At 37.6% G+C, this 21,219-nt stretch carries 25 protein-coding genes; 12 read left to right on the top strand and 13 right to left on the bottom strand.

All coding sequences use genetic code 11. From position 1 onward, the window contains the following. Window positions 1-2: 2 nt before the first annotated feature. Together ACZ5B7_RS13985 and ACZ5B7_RS13980 are read right to left on the bottom strand one after the other, a co-directional pair. Window positions 3-257 (bottom strand): DUF2533 family protein, encoded by a 255-nt coding sequence (locus ACZ5B7_RS13985; protein ID WP_464494211.1) that lies wholly within the window; start codon window positions 255-257, stop codon window positions 3-5. Window positions 258-352: 95 nt separating this feature from the next. Beyond that, complete coding sequence (locus tag ACZ5B7_RS13980) at window positions 353-1,339, bottom strand: MBL fold metallo-hydrolase (RefSeq protein ID WP_464494210.1); 987 nt, start codon at window positions 1,337-1,339, stop codon at window positions 353-355. Between the two features lie 149 nt (window positions 1,340-1,488). Between ACZ5B7_RS13980 and ACZ5B7_RS13975 the strand changes: the two genes are divergently transcribed. The 9 genes from ACZ5B7_RS13975 to ACZ5B7_RS13935 all read left to right on the top strand — a co-directional run bounded on the left by ACZ5B7_RS13975 (window position 1,489) and on the right by ACZ5B7_RS13935 (window position 7,627). Continuing rightward, on the top strand, window positions 1,489-1,650 hold the full coding sequence (locus ACZ5B7_RS13975) for a sulfurtransferase TusA family protein (protein ID WP_464494209.1): 162 nt from the start codon (window positions 1,489-1,491) through the stop codon (window positions 1,648-1,650). Window positions 1,651-1,864: 214 nt separating this feature from the next. Beyond that, window positions 1,865-2,092 (top strand): sulfurtransferase TusA family protein, encoded by a 228-nt coding sequence (locus tag ACZ5B7_RS13970; RefSeq protein ID WP_464494208.1) that lies wholly within the window; start codon window positions 1,865-1,867, stop codon window positions 2,090-2,092. A 52-nt stretch (window positions 2,093-2,144) separates the two neighbouring features. Next, window positions 2,145-2,624, top strand: a complete 480-nt coding sequence (locus tag ACZ5B7_RS13965) for a DsrE/DsrF/DrsH-like family protein (protein ID WP_464494207.1) — start codon at window positions 2,145-2,147, stop codon at window positions 2,622-2,624. An 11-nt stretch (window positions 2,625-2,635) separates the two neighbouring features. Next, a complete protein-coding gene (locus ACZ5B7_RS13960; protein WP_464494206.1) occupies window positions 2,636-2,932 on the top strand; it encodes a rhodanese-like domain-containing protein in 297 nt (98 codons plus the stop codon). Between the two features lie 43 nt (window positions 2,933-2,975). Continuing rightward, complete coding sequence (locus tag ACZ5B7_RS13955) at window positions 2,976-3,554, top strand: sulfurtransferase TusA family protein (protein ID WP_464494205.1); 579 nt, start codon at window positions 2,976-2,978, stop codon at window positions 3,552-3,554. A 39-nt stretch (window positions 3,555-3,593) separates the two neighbouring features. Continuing rightward, window positions 3,594-4,721: an MBL fold metallo-hydrolase gene (locus ACZ5B7_RS13950; RefSeq protein ID WP_464494204.1), complete on the top strand. Its 1,128-nt coding sequence runs from the start codon at window positions 3,594-3,596 to the stop codon at window positions 4,719-4,721. A gap of 329 nt (window positions 4,722-5,050) precedes the next feature. Next, entirely contained in the window at window positions 5,051-5,434 is a 384-nt protein-coding gene (locus ACZ5B7_RS13945) for a DUF302 domain-containing protein (protein ID WP_464494203.1), read from the top strand. A 438-nt stretch (window positions 5,435-5,872) separates the two neighbouring features. Beyond that, window positions 5,873-6,649: a sulfite exporter TauE/SafE family protein gene (locus ACZ5B7_RS13940; protein WP_464494202.1), complete on the top strand. Its 777-nt coding sequence runs from the start codon at window positions 5,873-5,875 to the stop codon at window positions 6,647-6,649. Window positions 6,650-6,724: 75 nt separating this feature from the next. Beyond that, on the top strand, window positions 6,725-7,627 hold the full coding sequence (locus ACZ5B7_RS13935) for a redoxin domain-containing protein (RefSeq protein WP_464494201.1): 903 nt from the start codon (window positions 6,725-6,727) through the stop codon (window positions 7,625-7,627). A 68-nt stretch (window positions 7,628-7,695) separates the two neighbouring features. On the opposite strand, the gene ACZ5B7_RS13930 is transcribed toward ACZ5B7_RS13935, so the two are convergent. Beyond that, window positions 7,696-7,929: a hypothetical protein gene (locus ACZ5B7_RS13930; RefSeq protein ID WP_423802357.1), complete on the bottom strand. Its 234-nt coding sequence runs from the start codon at window positions 7,927-7,929 to the stop codon at window positions 7,696-7,698. A 613-nt stretch (window positions 7,930-8,542) separates the two neighbouring features. Here ACZ5B7_RS13930 and ACZ5B7_RS13925 point away from each other — a divergent pair. Continuing rightward, entirely contained in the window at window positions 8,543-9,373 is an 831-nt protein-coding gene (locus tag ACZ5B7_RS13925; RefSeq protein WP_464494496.1) for an SPL family radical SAM protein, read from the top strand. A gap of 32 nt (window positions 9,374-9,405) precedes the next feature. On the opposite strand, the gene brnQ is transcribed toward ACZ5B7_RS13925, so the two are convergent. Continuing rightward, the gene (gene brnQ / locus ACZ5B7_RS13920) at window positions 9,406-10,758 is read right to left on the bottom strand and encodes a branched-chain amino acid transport system II carrier protein (RefSeq protein ID WP_464494200.1); all 1,353 of its coding nucleotides are present in this window, start codon (window positions 10,756-10,758) and stop codon (window positions 9,406-9,408) included. A gap of 328 nt (window positions 10,759-11,086) precedes the next feature. Then, window positions 11,087-11,452, bottom strand: coding sequence for a c-type cytochrome (locus tag ACZ5B7_RS13915; protein WP_464494199.1), 366 nt, complete (start codon window positions 11,450-11,452; stop codon window positions 11,087-11,089). Window positions 11,453-12,079: 627 nt separating this feature from the next. Here ACZ5B7_RS13915 and xerS point away from each other — a divergent pair. Continuing rightward, entirely contained in the window at window positions 12,080-13,168 is a 1,089-nt protein-coding gene (gene xerS, locus ACZ5B7_RS13910) for a tyrosine recombinase XerS (RefSeq protein WP_464494198.1), read from the top strand. Window positions 13,169-13,755: 587 nt separating this feature from the next. Next, window positions 13,756-14,181 carry a universal stress protein gene (locus ACZ5B7_RS13905; protein ID WP_464494197.1) on the top strand — a complete coding sequence of 142 codons (426 nt, stop codon included), beginning with the start codon at window positions 13,756-13,758 and terminating at the stop codon, window positions 14,179-14,181. A gap of 203 nt (window positions 14,182-14,384) precedes the next feature. On the opposite strand, the gene ACZ5B7_RS13900 is transcribed toward ACZ5B7_RS13905, so the two are convergent. The 8 genes from ACZ5B7_RS13900 to ACZ5B7_RS13865 form a co-directional block, all read right to left on the bottom strand. Next, on the bottom strand, window positions 14,385-14,585 hold the full coding sequence (locus tag ACZ5B7_RS13900) for a cold-shock protein (RefSeq protein ID WP_213115665.1): 201 nt from the start codon (window positions 14,583-14,585) through the stop codon (window positions 14,385-14,387). Between the two features lie 191 nt (window positions 14,586-14,776). After that, the gene (locus ACZ5B7_RS13895; protein WP_464494196.1) at window positions 14,777-14,974 is read right to left on the bottom strand and encodes a sporulation protein Cse60; all 198 of its coding nucleotides are present in this window, start codon (window positions 14,972-14,974) and stop codon (window positions 14,777-14,779) included. A 124-nt stretch (window positions 14,975-15,098) separates the two neighbouring features. After that, entirely contained in the window at window positions 15,099-15,575 is a 477-nt protein-coding gene (locus ACZ5B7_RS13890; protein ID WP_213140075.1) for a CarD family transcriptional regulator, read from the bottom strand. 167 nt (window positions 15,576-15,742) lie between these two features. Next, window positions 15,743-16,024: a hypothetical protein gene (locus tag ACZ5B7_RS13885; protein ID WP_213115668.1), complete on the bottom strand. Its 282-nt coding sequence runs from the start codon at window positions 16,022-16,024 to the stop codon at window positions 15,743-15,745. 199 nt (window positions 16,025-16,223) lie between these two features. Continuing rightward, window positions 16,224-18,116, bottom strand: coding sequence for an ABC transporter ATP-binding protein (locus ACZ5B7_RS13880; protein ID WP_464494195.1), 1,893 nt, complete (start codon window positions 18,114-18,116; stop codon window positions 16,224-16,226). Then, complete coding sequence (locus tag ACZ5B7_RS13875) at window positions 18,113-19,840, bottom strand: ABC transporter ATP-binding protein (protein ID WP_464494194.1); 1,728 nt, start codon at window positions 19,838-19,840, stop codon at window positions 18,113-18,115. Before ACZ5B7_RS13875 ends, ACZ5B7_RS13880 begins: the two co-directional genes overlap by 4 nt. An 18-nt stretch (window positions 19,841-19,858) precedes the next feature. After that, a complete protein-coding gene (locus ACZ5B7_RS13870; RefSeq protein WP_464494193.1) occupies window positions 19,859-20,311 on the bottom strand; it encodes a MarR family winged helix-turn-helix transcriptional regulator in 453 nt (150 codons plus the stop codon). 114 nt (window positions 20,312-20,425) lie between these two features. Beyond that, window positions 20,426-21,184 carry a hypothetical protein gene (locus tag ACZ5B7_RS13865; RefSeq protein WP_464494192.1) on the bottom strand — a complete coding sequence of 253 codons (759 nt, stop codon included), beginning with the start codon at window positions 21,182-21,184 and terminating at the stop codon, window positions 20,426-20,428. Between the last annotated feature and the right edge of the window lie 35 nt (window positions 21,185-21,219).

The raw sequence follows: 21,219 nt of genomic DNA, 5'->3' as shown, positions 1-21,219 counted from the left end.
GGCTAACGTAATTTATTCACATACTCCTGTACCATTTCAGGTGTAACATTTTTTCTAATCGATATAATCCGTAAATTTATCTTATTCATTCTATTTGTCACTTCATTAATTTTATAAGTAGAAAAGGGTTTACCTTGTTTGCATAATTCAACTGCTTCTTCAATATACATTTCCCGCTGCTGATCTAGAGCCAAAAACTCCTGATACGATTTATTTTGATTATTTGCATGCTTGATTAAATCCTTATGTACACTCATGTTTTCACTCCTAAAAAAGACGATATATCAATAATATCATCCTTTTAGATGCTAAACTAGTATTTTAACTGAGTGTACTTTTACCTAAGGTAAGGCTATACTGTTACGTGGTAGTGACAAATACTCTGCAGTTTCTTCATTGTTACTTTCTTCTTCGCTTCCAAATAATCCAGATGGCCGATAATTTCCGACATAACTAAAGAAAATTGTTCATTATAGGTATTTTTATATAATACCTGCGCAATTTCATTGGCTGTAGAATGACCAGATTGGATATATCTCAAGATGAGCTCAGATTTTTCTTCAATCCGCTCTAATCGCTTATGAATAAGTGCTTTCGGATCTTGAATGACCGCTCCATGCCCAGGGAAAACAGAATCAATATGGATAGCTGCACATTTATTTAAGGAATCAATCTGCTGACTAATAGTTGGCAATCTGCTTCCGTTTTCATCAGGCTCAACAATGGCATTACTTGAAATGTGTTCAATTAATAAATCGCCGGCAAATAACTGCTTTCTTTGTTGATCCAAAAAAGCCAACTGATCAGGGGAATGTCCAGGGACTTCCAAAATAGTGAAACCAAGGAATTCATTGTCTGTTATTTCTGTAATTTCTGCACGCATGGCTTTACCCTTATTACGCAGTAAGGCTTTCTTTAAATAAGCAATTTGTTTCTCACCGGTTTCCCCGCATCCCATTTCATAATAAAGCTTTTCGAAAAATTCAACCCGCATTTCCATAAAATCTTTGTCTCTTTTTAAGCGGGGAATGGAAAGGGGAGAAGCATATACGGGAATGGGATGGGCATCGACAATTCTGTCTACCAAACCAACATGATCAATATGATGGTGTGTTAAAATTATTTCGGTTAAATCCTGTAAGACCAAGCCATTTTGATTCAATGCCAGGTTTAGTGCCTCCCAATGAGAGTCGGTATTGTACCCAGCATCGATTAATGATAACGACTTTTCTTGTTTAACAAGAAAAAAATTGACCGTTTTTAACCCTCCAAGCTTCTCCGGAATCGAAATCGGTATGACCAAGCTGCAGTCCTTTTTTATATCTAACAAGATGTACACCTCACTATTTTCAATTAAATTTTAAATAATATATATTTTTTGAACGTTTGTTTAAAACAATAATATTCATATTATACAAAAAATTCTAAAATATGTATAGTAAATATATCGGAAATACCTATAATTAGTTCCTTTCTACCTAGGTCCTTTTGTGGCATTTAATTGAAGGCATTGAAAGTGGTCAGGTTTTAGAACTTCATGTAACAGATCGAGGGGCTTTAAACGATTTGCCTGTATGGTCTCAAAATGCTGGACATATCATTTTGAAAACAGAACAAGATGATAAAGTCATTAAATTTTGGGTTCAATAAAAATAAAAACGTTTAAAGAAAACGCACTTTCTTTTCCTGTAATTGAAAGTGTGTTTTTTTTAAAATTTATATGTTGACAATATACCTATTAGGGTATAGAATCAATATTGTTCGAAAGCAAATATGGATTTGAAAAGGGTTATTGCCCTCTTTTATTTTTCAAAAAATTATACCCTTATGGGTAATTGAATAGACAATAGGAAGGAATTCTTTAATGAATATTACAAAGGTTTTAGACGCAAAAGGACTTGCATGCCCAATGCCGATTGTAAAAACAAAAAAGGCAATGAATGAGCTGGAATTAGGGCAGGTGTTGGAAATCCATACAACAGATAAAGGTGCAAAAAATGACTTAACAGCCTGGGCCAAGTCTGGTGGACACGAAGTATTAAATTTTGAAGAAGAAAATGGCGTGATAAAATTTTGGATTAAAAGAGGATAAATTTTTTAACTATCAATATACCCTTACAGGTATTGAAAACAGGAGGTTTACAATGACTGAAAAGAAAAAAACAACGATTGTCTTGTTCAGCGGTGATTACGATAAAGCAATGGCAGCCTATATTATCGCAAATGGTGCTGCAGCATATGATCATGAAGTCACCATTTTCCATACATTTTGGGGGCTCAATGCTCTCCGCAAGGATGAAACCATTCCTGTGAAAAAAGGCTTTATGGAGAAAATGTTTGGAAAGATGATGCCGAGAGGTGCTGACAAAATGGGTCTTTCTAAAATGAACTTCGCTGGATTCGGTCAGAAAATGATCAAGGATGTAATAAAGAAACATAACGCGCTTGAACTGCCGCAATTAATTGAAATGGCACAAGAACAAGATGTAAAACTGGTTGCCTGTACGATGACAATGGATTTATTGGGTCTTAAGGAAGAGGAACTTATGGATCACATTGAATATGCAGGAGTGGCTGCTTATTTGGCAGATGCCGAAGATGGTAACGTAAATTTGTTTATATAGGAGGATGCACAATGAGAGAAATGACTGCAAAAGAAGTAGAAAACTTACTAAACCAAGGAAAAAAATTAAACATTATTGATGTTCGCGAAGTTGATGAAGTGAAAGCAGGCAAAATTCCTGGTGCCATCAATATACCATTAAGGCTGGTTGAGTTTCGTATGCATGAGTTAGACAAAACAAAAGAGTATATCATGGTTTGCCGTTCCGGTGGAAGAAGCGGCCGTGCCAGTCAATTTCTCGAAACCTACGGTTTTAACGTCATTAACATGGCCGGCGGAATGCTGGCTTGGGAAGGTAAAGTAGAATAATCTTTGCAAAAAATACCCTTGCAGGTAAAACAGGAGGACAATCATGACAAACATGAAGGCAAATGTCGTATTAGATGCTAAGGGCTTGGCATGTCCAATGCCCATCGTGAAAACGAAAAAAGCAATGAATAACCTTGAAGCAGGGCAAGTTATCGAAGTTTTAGCAACCGATAAAGGTTCAAAAGCAGATATGAAAGCTTGGGCTGAAAGCACTGGGCACCAATATTTGGGGACTATTGAAGAAGGTGGAGTGTTAAAGCATTACCTGAGAAAATCTTCAAACGATGAAACAATTGAGAAAAAACATCCAAATGTCATAAATAACGAAGATCTTGAAAAGAAACTTGATTCTGCCAATGACAACATTATTTTACTTGATGTAAGAGAATCGGCAGAATACGCGTTTAACCATATTCCACAGGCTATTTCGATTCCTTTAGATGAATTAGATGAGCGTTTATCTGAATTAAACAAAGAAGATGAAATTTACGTGATTTGCCGGACTGGTAGCCGCAGTGATTTTGCTGCACAAAAATTAGCGGAACAAGGGTTTAAAAAGGTAATGAACGTCATACCCGGTATGAGTAAATGGACAGGAAATACCATCGGATTAAATAAATAATTTTTTTAGGTAAAAACATACCTTAGGGGGTAACAAAAGATGACAGTAACTGTTATGACAGCAAAAGAAGTAACGAAAAAAGTTTTTAACAAAGAAAAACTGTTTATTTTCGATGTCCGTAATGAGTCTGACTTTCAAGATTGGAAAATTGAAGGTGACAACTTCAAGTACTTAAATATTCCATATTTCGAATTACTTGATGGTGTAGAAGAAATTCTAGACAGTATCCCAACTAATCAAGAAGTGTTAGTCGTTTGTGCGAAAGAAGGGTCTTCCGTTATGGTCGCGGAAATGCTGTCTGATGCTGGCCTCGATGTTTCTTACCTACAAGGTGGCATGAAAACGTGGAGTGAGCATCTAGAGCCTGTTAAAGTTGGAGATTTAACTGATGGAGGGGAACTATATCAATTTGTTCGAATTGGAAAAGGCTGTTTGTCTTACATGGTAGTTTCGGGCGGCGAGGCAGCGCTGATTGATGCAACTAGGATGACCGATATTTATCTTGATTTCGCCAAAGAAATCGGAGCAAACATTACTCATGTGTTTGATACACACCTTCATGCTGACCATATTTCTGGCGGCCTCAAAATTGCCCAGACAACAGGCGCCACGTACTGGCTGCCTCCAAAGGATGCAACGGAAGTTACGTTCGAATATCAACCGCTAGAAGATGGTAATCTTGTGACAATCGGAAGTACTACAATTGATATCAACGCCCTATATTCTCCTGGTCATACCATCGGTTCCACTTCCTTTGTTGTGGATGGCAATTTCCTGCTTTCAGGTGACATTTTATTCATCGATTCAATCGGACGGCCTGACCTTGCCGGAAAGGCCGAAGATTGGGTTGGCGATTTAAGAGAAACTTTATATAATCGATATAAAGAATTATCAGAAGAACTGGTTGTTCTTCCGGCCCATTTTATGATTATTGACGAATTAAACGAAGATGGCAGTGTATCAGAAAAATTAGGAGTACTTTTTGCCAAAAACCACGGCCTTAATATAGAGGATGAAAATGAATTCAGAAAGATGGTAACAGAAAACCTGCCGCCGCAGCCAAACGCGTATCAGGAAATCCGTGAAACCAATATGGGAAAAATCAATCCAGATTTCGACCAGCAGCGGGAAATGGAAATCGGTCCTAACCGTTGTGCGGTTCGATAATGAGGTGACTTAACAATGACTGAGGAAAAAAAACAAATAAACGATTGCAACACAACTGGATCTTGAGGAATTAGCAAAACTAATGTTTCTGGAGATGGTAAACAGGCTAAACAACCGATACCTATATGACCAGGCACGTTAGTCTGGCTCCTGGCAGGAGTCATTTACCTAATTTTTAGAGCGTTTATGTGATTCTTTTTCTAAAGAGTGTGACATTTTAAGGTCATGCTCTTTCTTTCGATTTTTAGTAATTGTTAAATATAGAATATGGAATACTGTACGTGGTGGATTAAAATCGGAAATAGAAAAACAGAAGGAGGAAGAAACGAATGTTTGATTTTACGGTAGTTACAAATAAAAATATCGAAAAGGCCATTCAATCTTTAGAGGAAAACCTAAAGACAGAAAAGTTTGGTGTTTTGTGGAAGTTTGATATCAAGGAAAAGCTTCAGGAAAAAGGGCTGGAGTTCGATAAAGAATTTAAGGTGCTGGAGGTGTGCAACCCAGTCGAGGCGCAAAGAGTGCTTACTGAAAATGAAATGGCTGGATATTTTCTGCCGTGTAAAATTGTTGTGTATGAGAGTGAAGGAAAAACAAAAATTGGCATGCCCAAACCAACAGCACTAATCAGTCTTTTACAAGACGAAAAAATGAAACAATTTGCAGGTGACATAGAAGACCGCTTAATACATTGCATAAAGAAAAGTATTTAAATTGGAGGACAAAAAAGAGCCTCGATCAACGAGGCTTCCTATTCACAATACAAATAAACTATTAACCACATACATCCCCATAGCGTACCTTGAACGACATTTTAATGAATTTCCCAAAAGGCAGATTCACTTAGTAGCTTCCAATTTTCTTAAAAAAAATATGGGGATACGTATTTTAAGGAAAAAGGGTTTTAAGGTTGTAAGCTATACCATTGTTAAACCAAACAAATTTATTTTAAAGAAAAACTCAATAGAAAAATGCTGTTAAATTAGTTTTAATGAGATAGAGTACATCTTCATATTTTTTTATAAATCCGAATACCCGTACAGGTATAAAATATTAGGAGGTTTCCATGCAATGTTAGAGGCGGTATGAGTGCCTTGCATTAACAATAAAGGCTTCCGATTAGAGGTCACTTTCCTAAAAAGGAGGACATCATGGATATCAGTTTACTCATTACGCTTTTCCTAATTGGCTTCGTCGGCTCTTTTATATCAGGGATGTTGGGCATAGGCGGGGCCATCATCAATTTCCCGATGTTATTGTATATTCCCGCTTTACTTGGGGTTGGCCATTTTTCAGCACACGAGGTTTCCGGAATTACAGCCATCCAGGTTTTCTTTGCCACAATAGGCGGTGTAATGGTTTACCGCAAGGGTGGATTTTTGAATAAAACTCTGATAGCTTATATGGGCATTAGTATTTTACTAGGAAGTTTTATTGGGGGATTCAGTTCTACTCACATGCCGGAAAGCGGAATCAACATCGTATATGGTATTTTAGCGTTAATCGCCGTTATTATGATGTTTGTACCTAAGAAGGGCGTAGATGATATTCCGCTCGATCAAGTGAAATTTAACAAATGGATTGCTGCAATGTTTGCTTTCATTGTAGGAATTGGGGCAGGTATTGTCGGTGCAGGAGGGGCATTTTTATTGGTGCCGATTATGCTTACCGTCTTAAAAATACCGACGAGAATGACGATTGCCTCATCTTTAGCCATTACACTTATTTCTTCAATCGGTGCAGTCACCGGAAAAATATCAACGGGACAAGTACCAATTATGCCTGCAATTATCATGGTAGCAGCCAGTCTTCTTGCCTCTCCGATAGGGGCAAATGCCGGAAAAAGGGTGAATACTAAGGTTTTGCAAATAATCATGGGGATATTAATCCTGGCCACTGCAGTGAAGACGTGGATGGAAATTTTATGATAAAAAGGGCTAATTAAGCCCTTTTAACATACCCCTTATAGTATAATAAGTAAAAACCTTAAAAAGGAGGGCGCTATGCAAGTAATACAAATTGGTTCACTTGCTATTTCGGTAAAATGGCTGATTCTCGGCGTTGGTATACTGATTAGCCTCTTTGTCATCAAATTTTGGGTAAGAAAAACACATGAAGGGGAGTTACATAAGAGAGTATTTGATTTGTTGGTAAATACACTTATTTTAGGGTTTTTTATTTGGAAGGGAAGTCTACTCATTCTTGAACCATCCATTGTAATAAAAAGTCCATTATCCTTGTTGTATTTTACTGGAGGAAGCAAGGGTCTGATTCTTGCCATGATCGGGTCCCTTATCTATTTCGTTTTCAAAGGACGGAAAATAAGTATTCCCAATTCGCTTATCAAAAAAATCCTAGCAGTAACTGCTTTATCAGGGCTGATTGGATGGACAATGTATGATTTTGCTTTTTCACAAACTAAGCTTGATAAAACCGTACAACAAGGGGAGACAGTGCAACAAAATTCTGATGAAATTGGAATAAAAGAAGGAAATAAAGCTCCCAATTTCCAATTGGAGAATATAGAGGGGCAACAAGTTCAACTGTCTGACTTTAAAGGGAAAAAAGTAATCTTAAATCTATGGGCAACCTGGTGTCCGCCATGTAAAGCGGAAATGCCTCATATGAAAGATTTTTATCAGGAACAAAAAGGTAAAGATGTTGAAATTGTTGCTGTAAATCTAACCACATCAGAGAAGAATCCAGATAGAGTAGAACAGTTCGTGAAGGATTACGGTTTAACCTTTCCTGTCTTACTTGATGAAAGCGGAGAAATAGCTGACGTATATCAAGCCATTACGATTCCAACCAGTTATTTCATCGATACAAATGGGCTCATTCATAAAAGAATAGTTGGACCAATGGATAAAGAGATGATGACAGATTTGATTAATGGCATGAAATAAATACTAGGCTATTGAAAAAAAGCACATTCTAAGCGGGAGCCTTCTTCTTAGAACGTGCTTTTTTTAAATTAATTGTTAATCATACAATTAGTACTTGATTCTTTTTTCATTTGAGTTACACAATCCTTATGCATTTCTTTTAATTGTTTTTCACTTAACTGCGGGTGTTTTTCCTGCATCATCGGGAGCATTTCTTTGAAATCTCCCACCTTGCAAGCAATCTGGTCACTGGCCGCCAAAACACCAGTTCCCAATCCCAGCAATAGGATAAGGGTAAATGCACTTGTTGCTATCTTTTTCATTTTAATCCTCCTTTGAATTTGCATTTCTAATTACAATTTAATTATATAATGGTTTTTCACATACGGAGTGGGGTAAATTTGACAAGTTAGTAAACTTTAGAAAAGTAAACACATTCTCGTCAAATTTTTAAGCATTTTATTACTTTCTAACACCGCGATAGGTTAAAATAAAAAGGTGATTATTAAACAGGAGGAATTGAATATGAACATCACAGACCAGGCTCGTGATCTGTTAAAACAAGTGTTCAAAGAAGAGAATGCCAACAACATTCGTATCTTTTTTGAAGGCTATGGCTGAGGGGAGCCAAGAATTGGACTGGCTCTGGATGAGCCGGATGCAGACGATATAATCGTCACAATAAATGAAATCACAGTGGCAATTGACCCTATCATTGAACCTAATATAGAAGGCCTAACCCTTGACCGAAGCGGAGATGGAAAAGGCATTTCTTTGATTGGCAATACGGGTGCATGCTGTTAGTAAAAAAGACCTGTCCAGGTCTTTTTTGTTTTTATTGACATAAATTTATCAGCTTAATGAAAAAGAAAGTTTAGGAGCGGGAGATAAGTTGATACACTGGAGAGAAGGGAGGAGAAATAAACGAGTATGGAGATGAATACGAAAGAAACATTATCTAAGAGAATCCTTACAGCAGCAAATGGGTATTTGGATGTTGGGTTTACACATTCATTGAATCCATATAGCGGTTGTGCCTTTTCTTGCAAGTATTGCTATGTTAGAGAAATGCCCCTCCAAAGATTCAAAGGAATTCCTTGGGGAGAATGGCTTGATATAAAAACAAATGCAGCGGAGAATTACCAGAATGAAATGATAAAACTTCGCAAGAAAAACAAACCGGTGAATATTTTTATGTCTTCTGCAACAGAACCGTACCAACCAATGGAACGAAAAGCAGGTATCACACGGGGCATACTGGAAGAAATGCTGGAAAACCCGCCTGATTTTCTTCAAATCCAAACACGGAGCCCACTCATTACAAGAGATATCGATTTATTGTTAAAATTAAAAGTCAAATGTAATACCCTTGTTTCCATGACGACCGAAACAGATAGAGAAGACGTAAAGCAAATTTTTGCACCATATGCACCTGGAATTAAATTGCGGTTAAAAGCGGTAAAAGAAGTTCACGATGCTGGAATATCCACCCAGGCCTCGATTTCTCCCGTTTTGCCATTTACCCCGGATTTCCCAAAAGTTTTGGATGGCATCGTGAATCATATTTGGATTGATACTCTTAATATTGGTGATGGTTCGATGGGAAAGCGCTCGGCGAGGTTAGAAATGCCGGCCGTATTTGAAGAGCACGGATTTTCAAAATGGTATCAAAAAGATTTACATGTAAGGGTCGAAAAGTTTTTTAAAAAATATTTTCCTAGTGAAATGATAAGAGTTTCTAAAAGTGAAGCTTTCCTAAATAAATAAGACCACCCATTTTACTGGGTGGTCTTATTGTATTATTGAATTGCAGCTTTTTTGGACCCCGTTGGCCAGAAATAGCCGATAATCGCACCAACAATTGCTGGTAATATCCATCCAAGACCAATACTGTAAAGCGGTAAATATTCAATGTACGAAGCTTTAATGGCTTCGAATAAAGAATTGGTGGCCCCAGGTAAGCTGCCAACTAACGTGCTGTAACCATCGAAGAAACTTACGCAAAAGGTAAGGAACATAGACGCTGCATATACACTTTGCTTATGTTTAAAAAATGATGAGCTAAGTGTTAACAAAATCAGTACAATCGCCAAAGGATACAATAGCATTAATACTGGAACAGCATATTGAATAATATTGTTTAAGCCAAAATTAGCGATGATAAATGACACAAGGCATAGGATAAGTACGAACATTTTATAACTTACTTTTGGAAAAACACTATTGAAAAATTCACTACACGAGGTAATGAGCCCAATGCTTGTTTTTAAACATGCCAGAACAATAATAATAGCAAGGAGGATCGTACCGAATTGTCCAAAGTAATGCTGGGCGACCTTAGCAAAGATTAATCCACCATTATCAAATGTACCGATGGAAGATACGCTCGATGCCCCCATATACGTAATAAGGCCGTATATCAGCATCATTAGTGCCATAGCGAAAATGCCTGATTTCCATGTTGCTTTTGCAATTGTCTTCCTATCGGTGATCCCTTGTCCTTTAATAGCATTGATGACAACAATACCAAAAGCTAATGACGCAAGGGCATCCATCGTGTTATAACCTTCTTTAAAACCAGTTATAAATGCCAATTTGCTGTAATCACCTGTTGGTGGTCCAAAGTGACCCATAGGTTTAACGATCGCGATAATAATTAAAAAGAATAAAAATACTAAAAATGCAGGTGTTAGATATTTTCCAATATAGTCAATAATTTTAGCAGGATTTAATGAGAAATAGTAGACGATTGCAAAAAATACGAAGCTAAAAAGCCCAAGATATAAACTGGCCTGCTCTGGATTAAGAAATGGCTCGAAGCCGACCACGAAAGGTACTGTTGCTGTTCGTGGAATCGCGAAAAATGGACCTATGGTTAAGTAAAGGGCCATGGCGAAGACGACTCCAAACTTTGGATGGACCCGATTTGCTAATTCACGAAGTCCATTACTTCCAGATAGCCCGAATGCTAAGATCCCCATAAATGGCAAACCAATGGCTGTTACTAGAAAACCAATTAAAGCTGGCCAAAAGTTAGTACCAGCGACCTGTCCCATCTGAATAGGGAAGATCAGGTTTCCTGCCCCAAAGAACATACCAAACAGCATTGTACCAATGACTGCGTATGTTGAAAATGATATTTTTTGATGCATGCATGTTGCTCCTTCTAGATGAATTTCATTTATTTTAACATCGTTTAGAATAATTGGCTATCATGGATTGATTGCTGGAGAAGTTGGCATTAAAACGTTTTGGACATCTAAATGGCAAACATATCTGAAATAGGGGAAGGAGGACATGGAGATCTAGCCAAGTTTAATAATATTACTGAAATTCAGACAACCAGAGGAGGATGAAGAAAAAGGGAAGGAGGAATTGGCTCATGGAAACAATGCGCTTAAAATTAAGTAAATATAGGCAAAAATAGGAAAGAGGGAACTTGATTTCATTTAAGTTCCCTTTTTAATTTTTTTATCGGAATTATTTTAATGTTTTCAGCCATGCAGCCATTCCTGGCGCATCCTCTTTGGACACCAAACCAGCTGGCATACCGCCTCGGCCGTGTTGGATGATGTCCTCGATCTCCTTATCCGATAAACGGGAACCCACTCCTTTTAAAGAAGGCCCAACTCCGCCTTGGTATTGATCCCCGTGACAGCCTGCACAGGTGTTCTTATAGATGGATTCACCGTCCACTTTGGATATCGTTCCTTTTCCTTCTTGGCCTTCAGTCTTTGCAGGCGTCTCTTGTGCCTCTTCTTTCTGGTCTTGCACATTGCTGAGTACAAAAAATCCACCAATTCCTATCACTAGGATGGCTAGGGCAATCAAAACAGTATTTTTCATAAAATCGCCTCCTAATTATCCTTTTTCGGTACAAGAAATAAAAATGATGTGCAAACTCAATCTAACCTGACAAACAAAAGGATTTTTGGTGCGACCACTTACCAAAATACCCTTTGATATAAGTATGAGCAGATAATTGGAAACTACGCATGAAAGAGGAAAACTGCATAGATTGCCTTTGATTCAGAAAGAGCACCTATTGAAATGATTTTGAAGGTGGATTTGTACGGAACTACAGTATTGCTGGAGGAAGTAGGGAAGGTCATAGCTCCTAAAGGCGTTGGTGTGAAAATTTCCAGTTAGTCTGGACACAGAATGCCTCAATTAGGAACTGAAATTGATGAGCAGCTGGCAACAACACCAACTGAAGAACTCCTTAGTTTAGAAGTCCTTCGGCTAGAAAACATCAAGGATACGTTGCACGCTTAACAAATGGCGAAACGGTGCACTGTGAAGCGCGTATGTTTGAATCTTTACGGTGGGGGGAAAAGGGCGCTCGTATCAATTCTATTTCTCCAGGGATTATCGCACCAAGGAAACCATTCGAAGTCGACCTCTATATAATTACGTAAAATATAAATTTGACGAAATAATCCTTAGGAGGTAAAATATAGTAGAGGTGTTATTATGGTAAATCCAGCAAAACAGGAAAATTTCAAAAAGCTCCAGGCAATGCTTAATGAACTCCCTTGGTATGTTGAAGAATACATAAATCATAAATTACGAAAACTTTCTACTGCATCGTTGTTCAACTATTGTCACGACTATAAAATCTTCTTTAACTGGATGATTACTGAGCAATTATGGTCCGGCAGCATCAAAGAGATCCCATTGGAACGTCTTGAAAAAATGACAGTCATTGAAGTCGAAGGATTTTTAAATTTTCTTCATTACGAATTAAATAACAAAGAATTAACCGTTAACCGTAAATTATCTGCGTTGAAATCCCTTTTTAATTACCTGCAAAACATCGCGGAAACACCGGATTTGGAACCCTATATTAATCGTAATGTCATGGCGAAAATAGAGTTTAACGAAGTTAAGGAAAGTTTGGAAACGAAGGCAAATAAAATGGAAGGCAAAATTCTGCTTGGGGATGAATATGAGCGATTTCGTCTGTTTGTCGCCCATGAATACGGCGAAATCAATAAAGAAAACAAAAAAATCTTCAATTTTCATCAATTAAATAAAGAACGTGATACCGCGATTGTATCGTTGATTTTAGGTTCTGGATTACGTCTTTCTGAGCTAATTGGTTTAGATCTTGAAGATATTGATTTCAGTAAGTATAGTGCACGAGTGATTCGCAAAGGAAATAAAGAACAATTTGTTTATTTTAGCCAAACGGCCATGGATGATTTACAAGAATACCTAGCAATCAGGATTCCTAAATACCAGGTTGATAAAAATATGAAAGCATTATTTGTGGCTGCTCCGATTGGTCCAAAAGGCAAAACAAGAAGGCTGACAGCGCGATCAGTGGAAAAATTAATTGAAAAATATGCAACTGCGTTCGGTAAACCATCATTATCAGTTCATAAATTACGGCATTCATTTGCAACCAGATATCATGCGGAAATCAACGATGTGCCAAAATTACGCCGTCAATTAGGTCATTCATCGATTCAAACTACGATGATTTATACGCATATTAAGAATGATGACTTAAAGATTGCTGTTGATAAGATGGATATGCCGAAGGAACAAATAGATTAAAATGATAAGAAGGCTGTATTAAATAGCAGCCTCCCCCTTGTTTTATTTCAATTATGAGTTTACATAATATATTTATAGTAAATATAATTTGTGGTATCTCAATTCTAGAGTATACTTAAGATAGTGAGACGAAACAAAATTTTTAGTTATTATTTTTTTTTCAGTAATATATATACTCATATTTCTTTGCTGATTCGCAGCTAACTCACTTTAGCCCCTTAATAAATAATAAATTTGCGATTAAAATTACTTTGAGTTTGAACTTATATTTCAGCTTATTTGATTTGCCTCTTCCCTAAAATATCTAGCTAGTTTCATCCGAAAAACCAACAATTGTATAATTGTTGAGATCTTGCTTATCACTCCCATCAGCCAGCGATTTGAAAAATGCCTCCCCTCCTCCCTCTTTGTTTTTCTCTAAAGAATGATTACAACATCTATCTCTAAAATCTATTACATTATTTATTGTTCGGAAAAAAAGCTGCCTCACAAAAAGCAGGTATTTCTGTAGTAGAAGCAAATTCTTCAATAAAATAATGTATACTTAAATACATAAAAAAATAAATATATTTATTGGGGATGATCCTATGTTTAATCGGATTCTTGTAGCCATAGACGGTTCTAAAATGAGTGAAAAAGCATTACAAACCGCTTTAAAATTTGCTAATGGAAGATATTCTAAAATTGGTGTTATCCATGTGGAGAAAAACTTGCAAATTGTCGATGGGATGCCAATAAAAACAATTGATAATATATATACTGACCAAGAGACAAAAGGCCGTGATCTATTACAACAAGCGGTTACTCTTGCAGAAGAAGAAGGAATTGAGATAGAATCCCATTTTGTAATGGGAGAACCGGCGATTCAAATTGTCAAAAAAGCAGATGAATTAAACTATCAGCTGATTGTCATAGGGAGCAGAGGGTTGGGGAATATTAAAGGGTTAATGCTCGGAAGCGTCAGCCAGAAAGTTTCCCAGCTAGCGCATTGTCCTGTTTTGATAATTAAATAGTATAAAAAATGATCCATAAAACCGTCTTGTGCCAACAGTTCTTGATGTTTCCCTCTGGTCTATTCTCTGCCTACTCTCCCCTTTTAAAAAGGGATTATAACGGGAATCAGCTATCAAGTTATGTGGAAATTTAATATAGCAATTAAATAAAAAAGGGCTGCCCCTGAAAAGTTACACTTTTGGGACAGCCTCTTTTGGTTTTGTTAAGCTTTACGAACGTTTGATGCTTGTGGTCCGCGGTTACCTTGCTCAACGTCAAAAGTAACTGATTGACCTTCATCTAATGTTTTGAAGCCTTCGCCTTGAATCGCTGAGAAATGTACGAATACGTCTTCTCCACCTTCACGTTCGATGAATCCGAAGCCTTTTTCGCCATTAAACCATTTTACTTTACCTTTTTCCATTGTGTTGCCTCCTAGTGTGTAAATACACACAATGTAATACTATCCTTGCTCTCAGTGATGATCAAGACGAAAAGTTCAAACTTATACCAATCCTTTACACCGAACAAAAATAATTCTTTTTAATTATCGCATTCTTTGTAAAAAATTGCAAGAAGACGAAAAATTTATCATATTGTTAAACTTTGAACTGACTATTTGTTAAATATAATCATTGCGGTGTATTTTGTATCTGGATAAACCCCATATTCTGTATGTGTGCTTACAGCAAGAGGAACAGAATTGTATTTAACATCTATCAGCTTTCCTTCCTCTAATGTACCAAGAAAATCATTAACACCCCGTATAAGTTCTGCAAAGTCTGTGCTTTGAAAACCTTTTGCCTCGTACATTTATTCTTCCTCCCTTTATAGAAATTACTACAATATACTTTAATAAACATAAGAAAAAATCCCTTTTAAACAAAAGGGGTTTCTTATAGATTAGGCGTTAAAGTTAAACTTTGAAATAAAGCATTTATCCAACCTTGTTATTTATTAAATCTATTGCTTGATTTTCAGTTATACCTCTAATTAAACCTAGTTCACTGATAAAAATCCTTCGTGCACTCTCCAGCATCTGCTTTTCGCTTGAATTGAGCGATTTATTTTTGTTTATTCTCATTAAGTCCCGTACAACTTCCGCGCCTTCTTGGATATTACCTGATTTAAGTTTTTCCAAATTAATTTTGTATCTTTCTTTCATCGAAAGGGTTGTATCGGTTACACCATGATAAAAAATGTCCAATACGTTTTCAAGTGTAATCAAATCGGTAGCTAAACGAATTCTTGATTTTTCTACTTTTGCGATAGGGATCATGACTTGCATTTTATTGATTCGCATATTTATTATATAATACTGCTGTTTTTCACCTTGAATTTCCTTTACTTCTATTGCTTCAATAACTCCTGCTCCCTGCATTGGATAAACGATGCAATCACCAACTTGAAACAACTAACCACCTCCAAATTTAGTACATCTTAAGTATACCATACGATTAAAAAATAACAAAATTTTTAATTATATCATCTATTTTTAGTTTATGTCAACATTTTTTCCCTGATCTGTTATTAAAAAAACAATGGGCTAGATGCCCATTGTTCGTTGTTTAGTATTTTGAATTAATGATTATTTTCCATTTCTATAATCAAAGTTTCAATTTGTTCCTGTGAAAGCTTTTCACGTTCAATTTCAACATCGTTACCGTAGCCAATCAAAACTAGATCATCATGATTTGATAAAGGTTTTCTTCCCCTTGGTACAGATTCTGTGTATTTTTTCCATTCACCATTAATCTTAGCAAGTGATACATCACCTCTTTTCATCATCAAGCCATCTATACTTTTCGGCATCTTTAAACCTTTAATAAATTGTTTTTTTGAGAAATAAAAATCTTCTTCCATTTGTTCATCTCCTTAATGTTAATAGTATATGTCAATTACGCCATAAACCATTTATGAATATTTATCGTTTCGGTAACTAAACTGCTCCGCTACTTCAAAATGTCCCACAATAGCCGGCTATTTCAATCTAATTGCACAAAAAAAAGCGCTTTGGCAGCTGCTTCACTAGGAAAGCAGTCCTTAGCGCTTTTTTGTAAATTTATCCTGCATTTTTCATACGTCCACCAGAAAACTGACTGTTGTATAAATCAGCATAGAAACCGTCTTTCTCCAACAATTCCTGATGATTTCCCTTTTCAATGACTCGGCCGTTATTCATGACTAGAATGATATCTGCGTCGCGGATCGTTGATAGCCGGTGGGCTATGATAAAGCTTGTGCGACCCTTCATCAAATGATCCATCGCCTTTTGTATCTGGACTTCGGTCCGAGTATCAACGCTGCTTGTAGCCTCGTCAAGGATTAACATCGCCGGATCTGCAAGAATCGCCCTAGCAATCGTTAAAAGCTGCTTTTGGCCCTGAGAAATATTCGAAGCTTCCTCATTTAAAATGGTATCATAGCCGTCAGGCAATGTGCGGATAAAGTGGTCTGCATTAGCAGCTTGTGCAGCAGCAACAATCTCCTCTTCTGTTGCTCCATCCCTTCCATACGCGATATTGTCACGAATTGTGCTGTTAAAGAGCCATGTATCCTGCAGCACCATTCCAAATAAGCCGCGCAGGTGCTCTCTTTTCATATCCCGTGTATCGATTCCATCAATCAAAATTTTACCGGAATTGATTTCGTAAAAACGCATTAATAAATTAATAAGGGTTGTTTTACCTGCGCCAGTCGGACCAACAATGGCAACCTTTTGCCCTGGTTTAACTTCAATGTTCATATCTTCGATTAATAATTCATTTTCTTTATAACCGAAAGAAACATGTTCGAATTTAACTTCACCCATCGGGGCATCAAGCCTTTTGGTAGTGGAGGCCTCAGGTATCTCTTCTGTTTCATCAAGAATTTCAAACACCCGCTCTGCGCTAGCCACCGTTGACTGAATCACGTTGGCAATCATCGCGGTCTGGGTAATCGGTTGGGAAAATTGTCTAGCATATTGGATAAATGCCTGAATGTCACCAATTTCAATCGCTTTTTTTGTGACCAATATTCCGCCTGCCACAGATACAAGTACATAACCGATGTTATTGATAAACGACATGAATGGCATAATTAACCCAGACATAAATTGCGCCTTCCAGCCAGCTTGATAAAGTCTTTCGTTGATTTCTTCTAATTGGTCAATCGACTTTTGCTCACGGCCAAATACCTTAATAACCTTATGGCCGGTATACATTTCTTCAACATGTCCGTTTAGCTGGCCAAGCGCCTTTTGTTGTCCCTTGAAATAGGCTTGTGAACGTTTGGCAATATTTGCTGTCGCAATAAAACTAAGCGGCAGTGTCACCACCACGATCAATGTCATTAGTGGACTAATTGAAAGCATCATCACAATTACACCAATTAAGGTAACCACTGAGGTAATCAGCTGCGTTAAGCTTTGCTGCAAGGTGGTGCTAATGTTATCAACATCATTAACCGCCCGGCTAAGGATTTCACCATGTGTGCGCGCATCAAAATATTTTAATGGCAGACGGTTTAGCTTTTCTTCTACTTCCTTACGAAGCTGGTAAACTGTTTTTTGTGCAACTCCTGCCATAATATATTGCTGAATGTATGCAAAAACAGCACTTAAAATATAAAGCCCAATTAATAATATTATGATATGCCCGATGTATTCAAAATCAATTTTTGCTCCAGGTACACCACGAAACTTCATCATTAAGCCTTCAAATAACTTGGTCGTCACTTTCCCCATGATTTTTGGGCTGACAATGGCAAATACCGTACTGATGATGGCCGTGATTAGAACCGCTATAAGCTGCATTTTATATGGCGTTAAATAGGTAATTAACCGCTTCAGTGTTCCTTTAAAGTCCTTTGCTTTTTGAACAGGGGCACCCATTCCCATAGGACCAAATCCGCCGCCAGGCCCCCGAGGACCAGGTCCTTGTTGAGGTCTATGATTCTGTGAATCTTTACTCATGCGATTTCCTCCTCAGAAAGCTGAGACATGACAATTTCACGATAAACTTTGCTGGTTTCCATCAGCTCTTTATGTTTGCCAATTCCAGCAATTTCGCCATTATCAAGGACGATAATCTGGTCCGCATCGATGATGGTGCTGACGCGCTGGGCAACAATTAATACAGTAGATTGCTGCGTTTCTTCTTTTAATGCCGCCCGAAGCTTGGCATCTGTTTTAAAATCTAAAGCAGAAAAGCTGTCATCGAAAATATAGATTTCCGGTCTTCGGACCAGCGCGCGAGCAATGGATAAACGCTGTTTCTGCCCGCCCGAAACATTTGTTCCGCCTTGGGCAATCAGCGTGTTGTAGCCTTCAGGCATTTCGTTTATAAACTCTGCCGCTTGGGCAATTTCAGCGGCATGACGCACTTCTTCATCCGATGCTTCTTCTTTGCCGTATCGAATATTTTCCGAAATAGTCCCTGTAAAAAGAACGGCTTGCTGCGGGACAAAGCCAATTTTTTTGCGAAGTAAATCCTGAGTCATTTCTCGTACATCGATTCCGTCAACCAACACTTTGCCGCTGCCAGCGTCATAAAAGCGAGGAATCAAATTAATAAGCGTTGATTTACCTGAGCCGGTTCCACCGATAATCGCGGTGATTTCACCTGGCCTCATTTTAAAAGAAATATTCGAAATAGCAGGCATTTCAGCTCCTGGATAGGAAAAGCTGACATTCTGAAATTCAACCTCCCCATTGCTGCTTACTTGGGGACGGGGAATTGATGGATTTTTAATATCAGCCGTTGTATCTAGCACCTCAATAATTCTTACTGCTGATACAGAAGCTCTTGGAATCATCACAAACATCATCGATAACATCAAGAAGGAGAACATGATTTGCATCGCGTATTGGATAAAGGCCATCATGTCACCCACTTCCATGTGCCCATTACTGATGCGGATGCCGCCAAACCAGATAATCGCTACTGTAGTCAGGTTTAGGATAATCATCATCGTAGGCATCATGACGGCCATCAGTTTATTGACCTTTATCGCGGTTTGGGTAAGATCCCAGCTGGCTTCGTCGAATCGCTTCTTCTCATGCTCGATTCGGTTAAAGGAACGGATCACACGAATTCCAGTTAAATTTTCCCGTAAGACGCGATTTAGGTTATCTAGTTTTACCTGCATCGATTTAAATAATGGAATAGCATTTCTTTGTACAATTAAAATAATGATAATTAATATGGGAATCGCCACAGCGAGAACTAAAGAAAGTTTGGTGTCTTTGGATAAAGCCATGATGATTCCGCCGATGCACATCATTGGAGCCATGACCATCATTCGTAGCATCATGATTAACACCTGCTGTATTTGCGTAATATCGTTTGTTGTTCTCGTGATAAGTGATGCTGTTCCAAATTGATCAAATTCCTGTAAGGAAAAATCGCCGACATGGGAAAAGATTTTACTTCGCAATAATTTTCCGAAACCTGAAGCGGCTTTGGCGGAAAAAAAGCTCGCACTAACAGAGCAAATCATGCCGCCTGCCGCGACGAGGAGCATGAACCCGCCAATTTTCCAAATATAATGCGTATCGCCGGTTACTACACCCTTATCAACGATATCGGCCATTAATGTCGGCAGATACAGTTCAGACAAGGATTGCAGAAGCACTAGTACCAAAACAAACATAACAGGGAACTGAAATGGTTTTAGGAATTTTGCTAATTTCAGCATTTTGGTCATCTCCATTTCTTATTGACGATAGGTATGCTCGAAATAGTTAAAAACTTTATTGAGAAGTTCAGCAAGCTTCTCACTGTCGTCTTCCCCTAAATAATCAATTAAACCTGCAAAGGTGTCGGTAAAAGCTTTTCTTGCTTCGTTCGTTACTTCGATGCCTTTTTCTGTTAGGTGAATATTAACAGCGCGTCGGTCAACTGGGTCGGTGTTGCGTTCAACAAGGTCATCCTTTTCAAGCTTATTGATAATCTGCGTAACTGTTGGAGACGTAACTCTAAGAATACTGCTAATCTCAGAAACCTTCATATCCGGTTTCTCTTCGTTTGTTTCATGCCTTATTGCCATAAGAACCTTGATTTCACTAGGATTATAACCGGCTATTTGCCGATCGTGCCATCCGGACTTTCTAAACTGTGAAAATGCTCTCAGAAGTTTTTGCGTGGTATTTGCATTATAATCCGTCATTTTTTCCACCTCCTATAAAATAGATAGGTTACTAATTTATTTACCAACCTAAGTATAATTCGTATACAATTTTTCGGTCAATCAAAAAACACAGGGGATTCCTGTGTTTTTATCCTAAACCTCTTCTTTTTTTACTTCTACCTTAACTAATTTCCATTTTCCATCTGAGTAAGACCAGATAGACTCCACAAATGCAATGGTATCTGCATTCGCAATTCCGGTAACTCTTTGAATACCTTTTAACCCCAATTTTCCCCCATCTAATTGGATAGGTTCAAGACTGTTAAAAGGATTCACCATTAATTCGGTTGGTTCATTCAGTTTACCTTTTCGATAAAGCCCCATTTTTTTATAATAATCCTTTCGATCTCTTAGGTCGAAAAGATAGGATTTACCTGTAGCGTTAATTTTTATTTCTGCTTTATAGCCATCTAAAAAATGAGTTTCCATATCAAGAGGCTCAGAGGCTGTTAGATCTTTTTTTTGAAAATCTTTAAGCGTATATAAAAATGTATCGACGATTCCGCCGCTGCCGCCTGTATATACTGTGGCAAATACATCCTTAACACTATCATGATTAATATCCGCCAGCTGCAGTGCTGCTTTTGCTCCACTTTCCAATGGAATTGTCGTAGTTTTCCCATCTGGAGTATTTATTTCGATGAAAATTTCTTTTAGGTAACTATTTTCATCATCCTGGTAGGGTTCCCCCTTTAATTGGATAACCTCGTTTTTTCCATCACCTGTGATATCTTCTTCCTCTTTCGATATCGTAATCACTTTTGCTTTTTCTTCAATGGCATAAACAACTGTAATGGCAGAAAGTGAAACCATAAAAAAAGCAAAAACAGCTAAAAGCGTTTCTTTTTTCATTTTAATCCCTCCCCATACTGATTATTTGTTAGTAT

Source organism: Neobacillus sp. S1115, assembly GCF_055385565.1.
The sequence above is the reverse complement of the archived record's forward strand: the minus strand, read 5'-3'. Positions and strand labels throughout refer to the sequence as shown.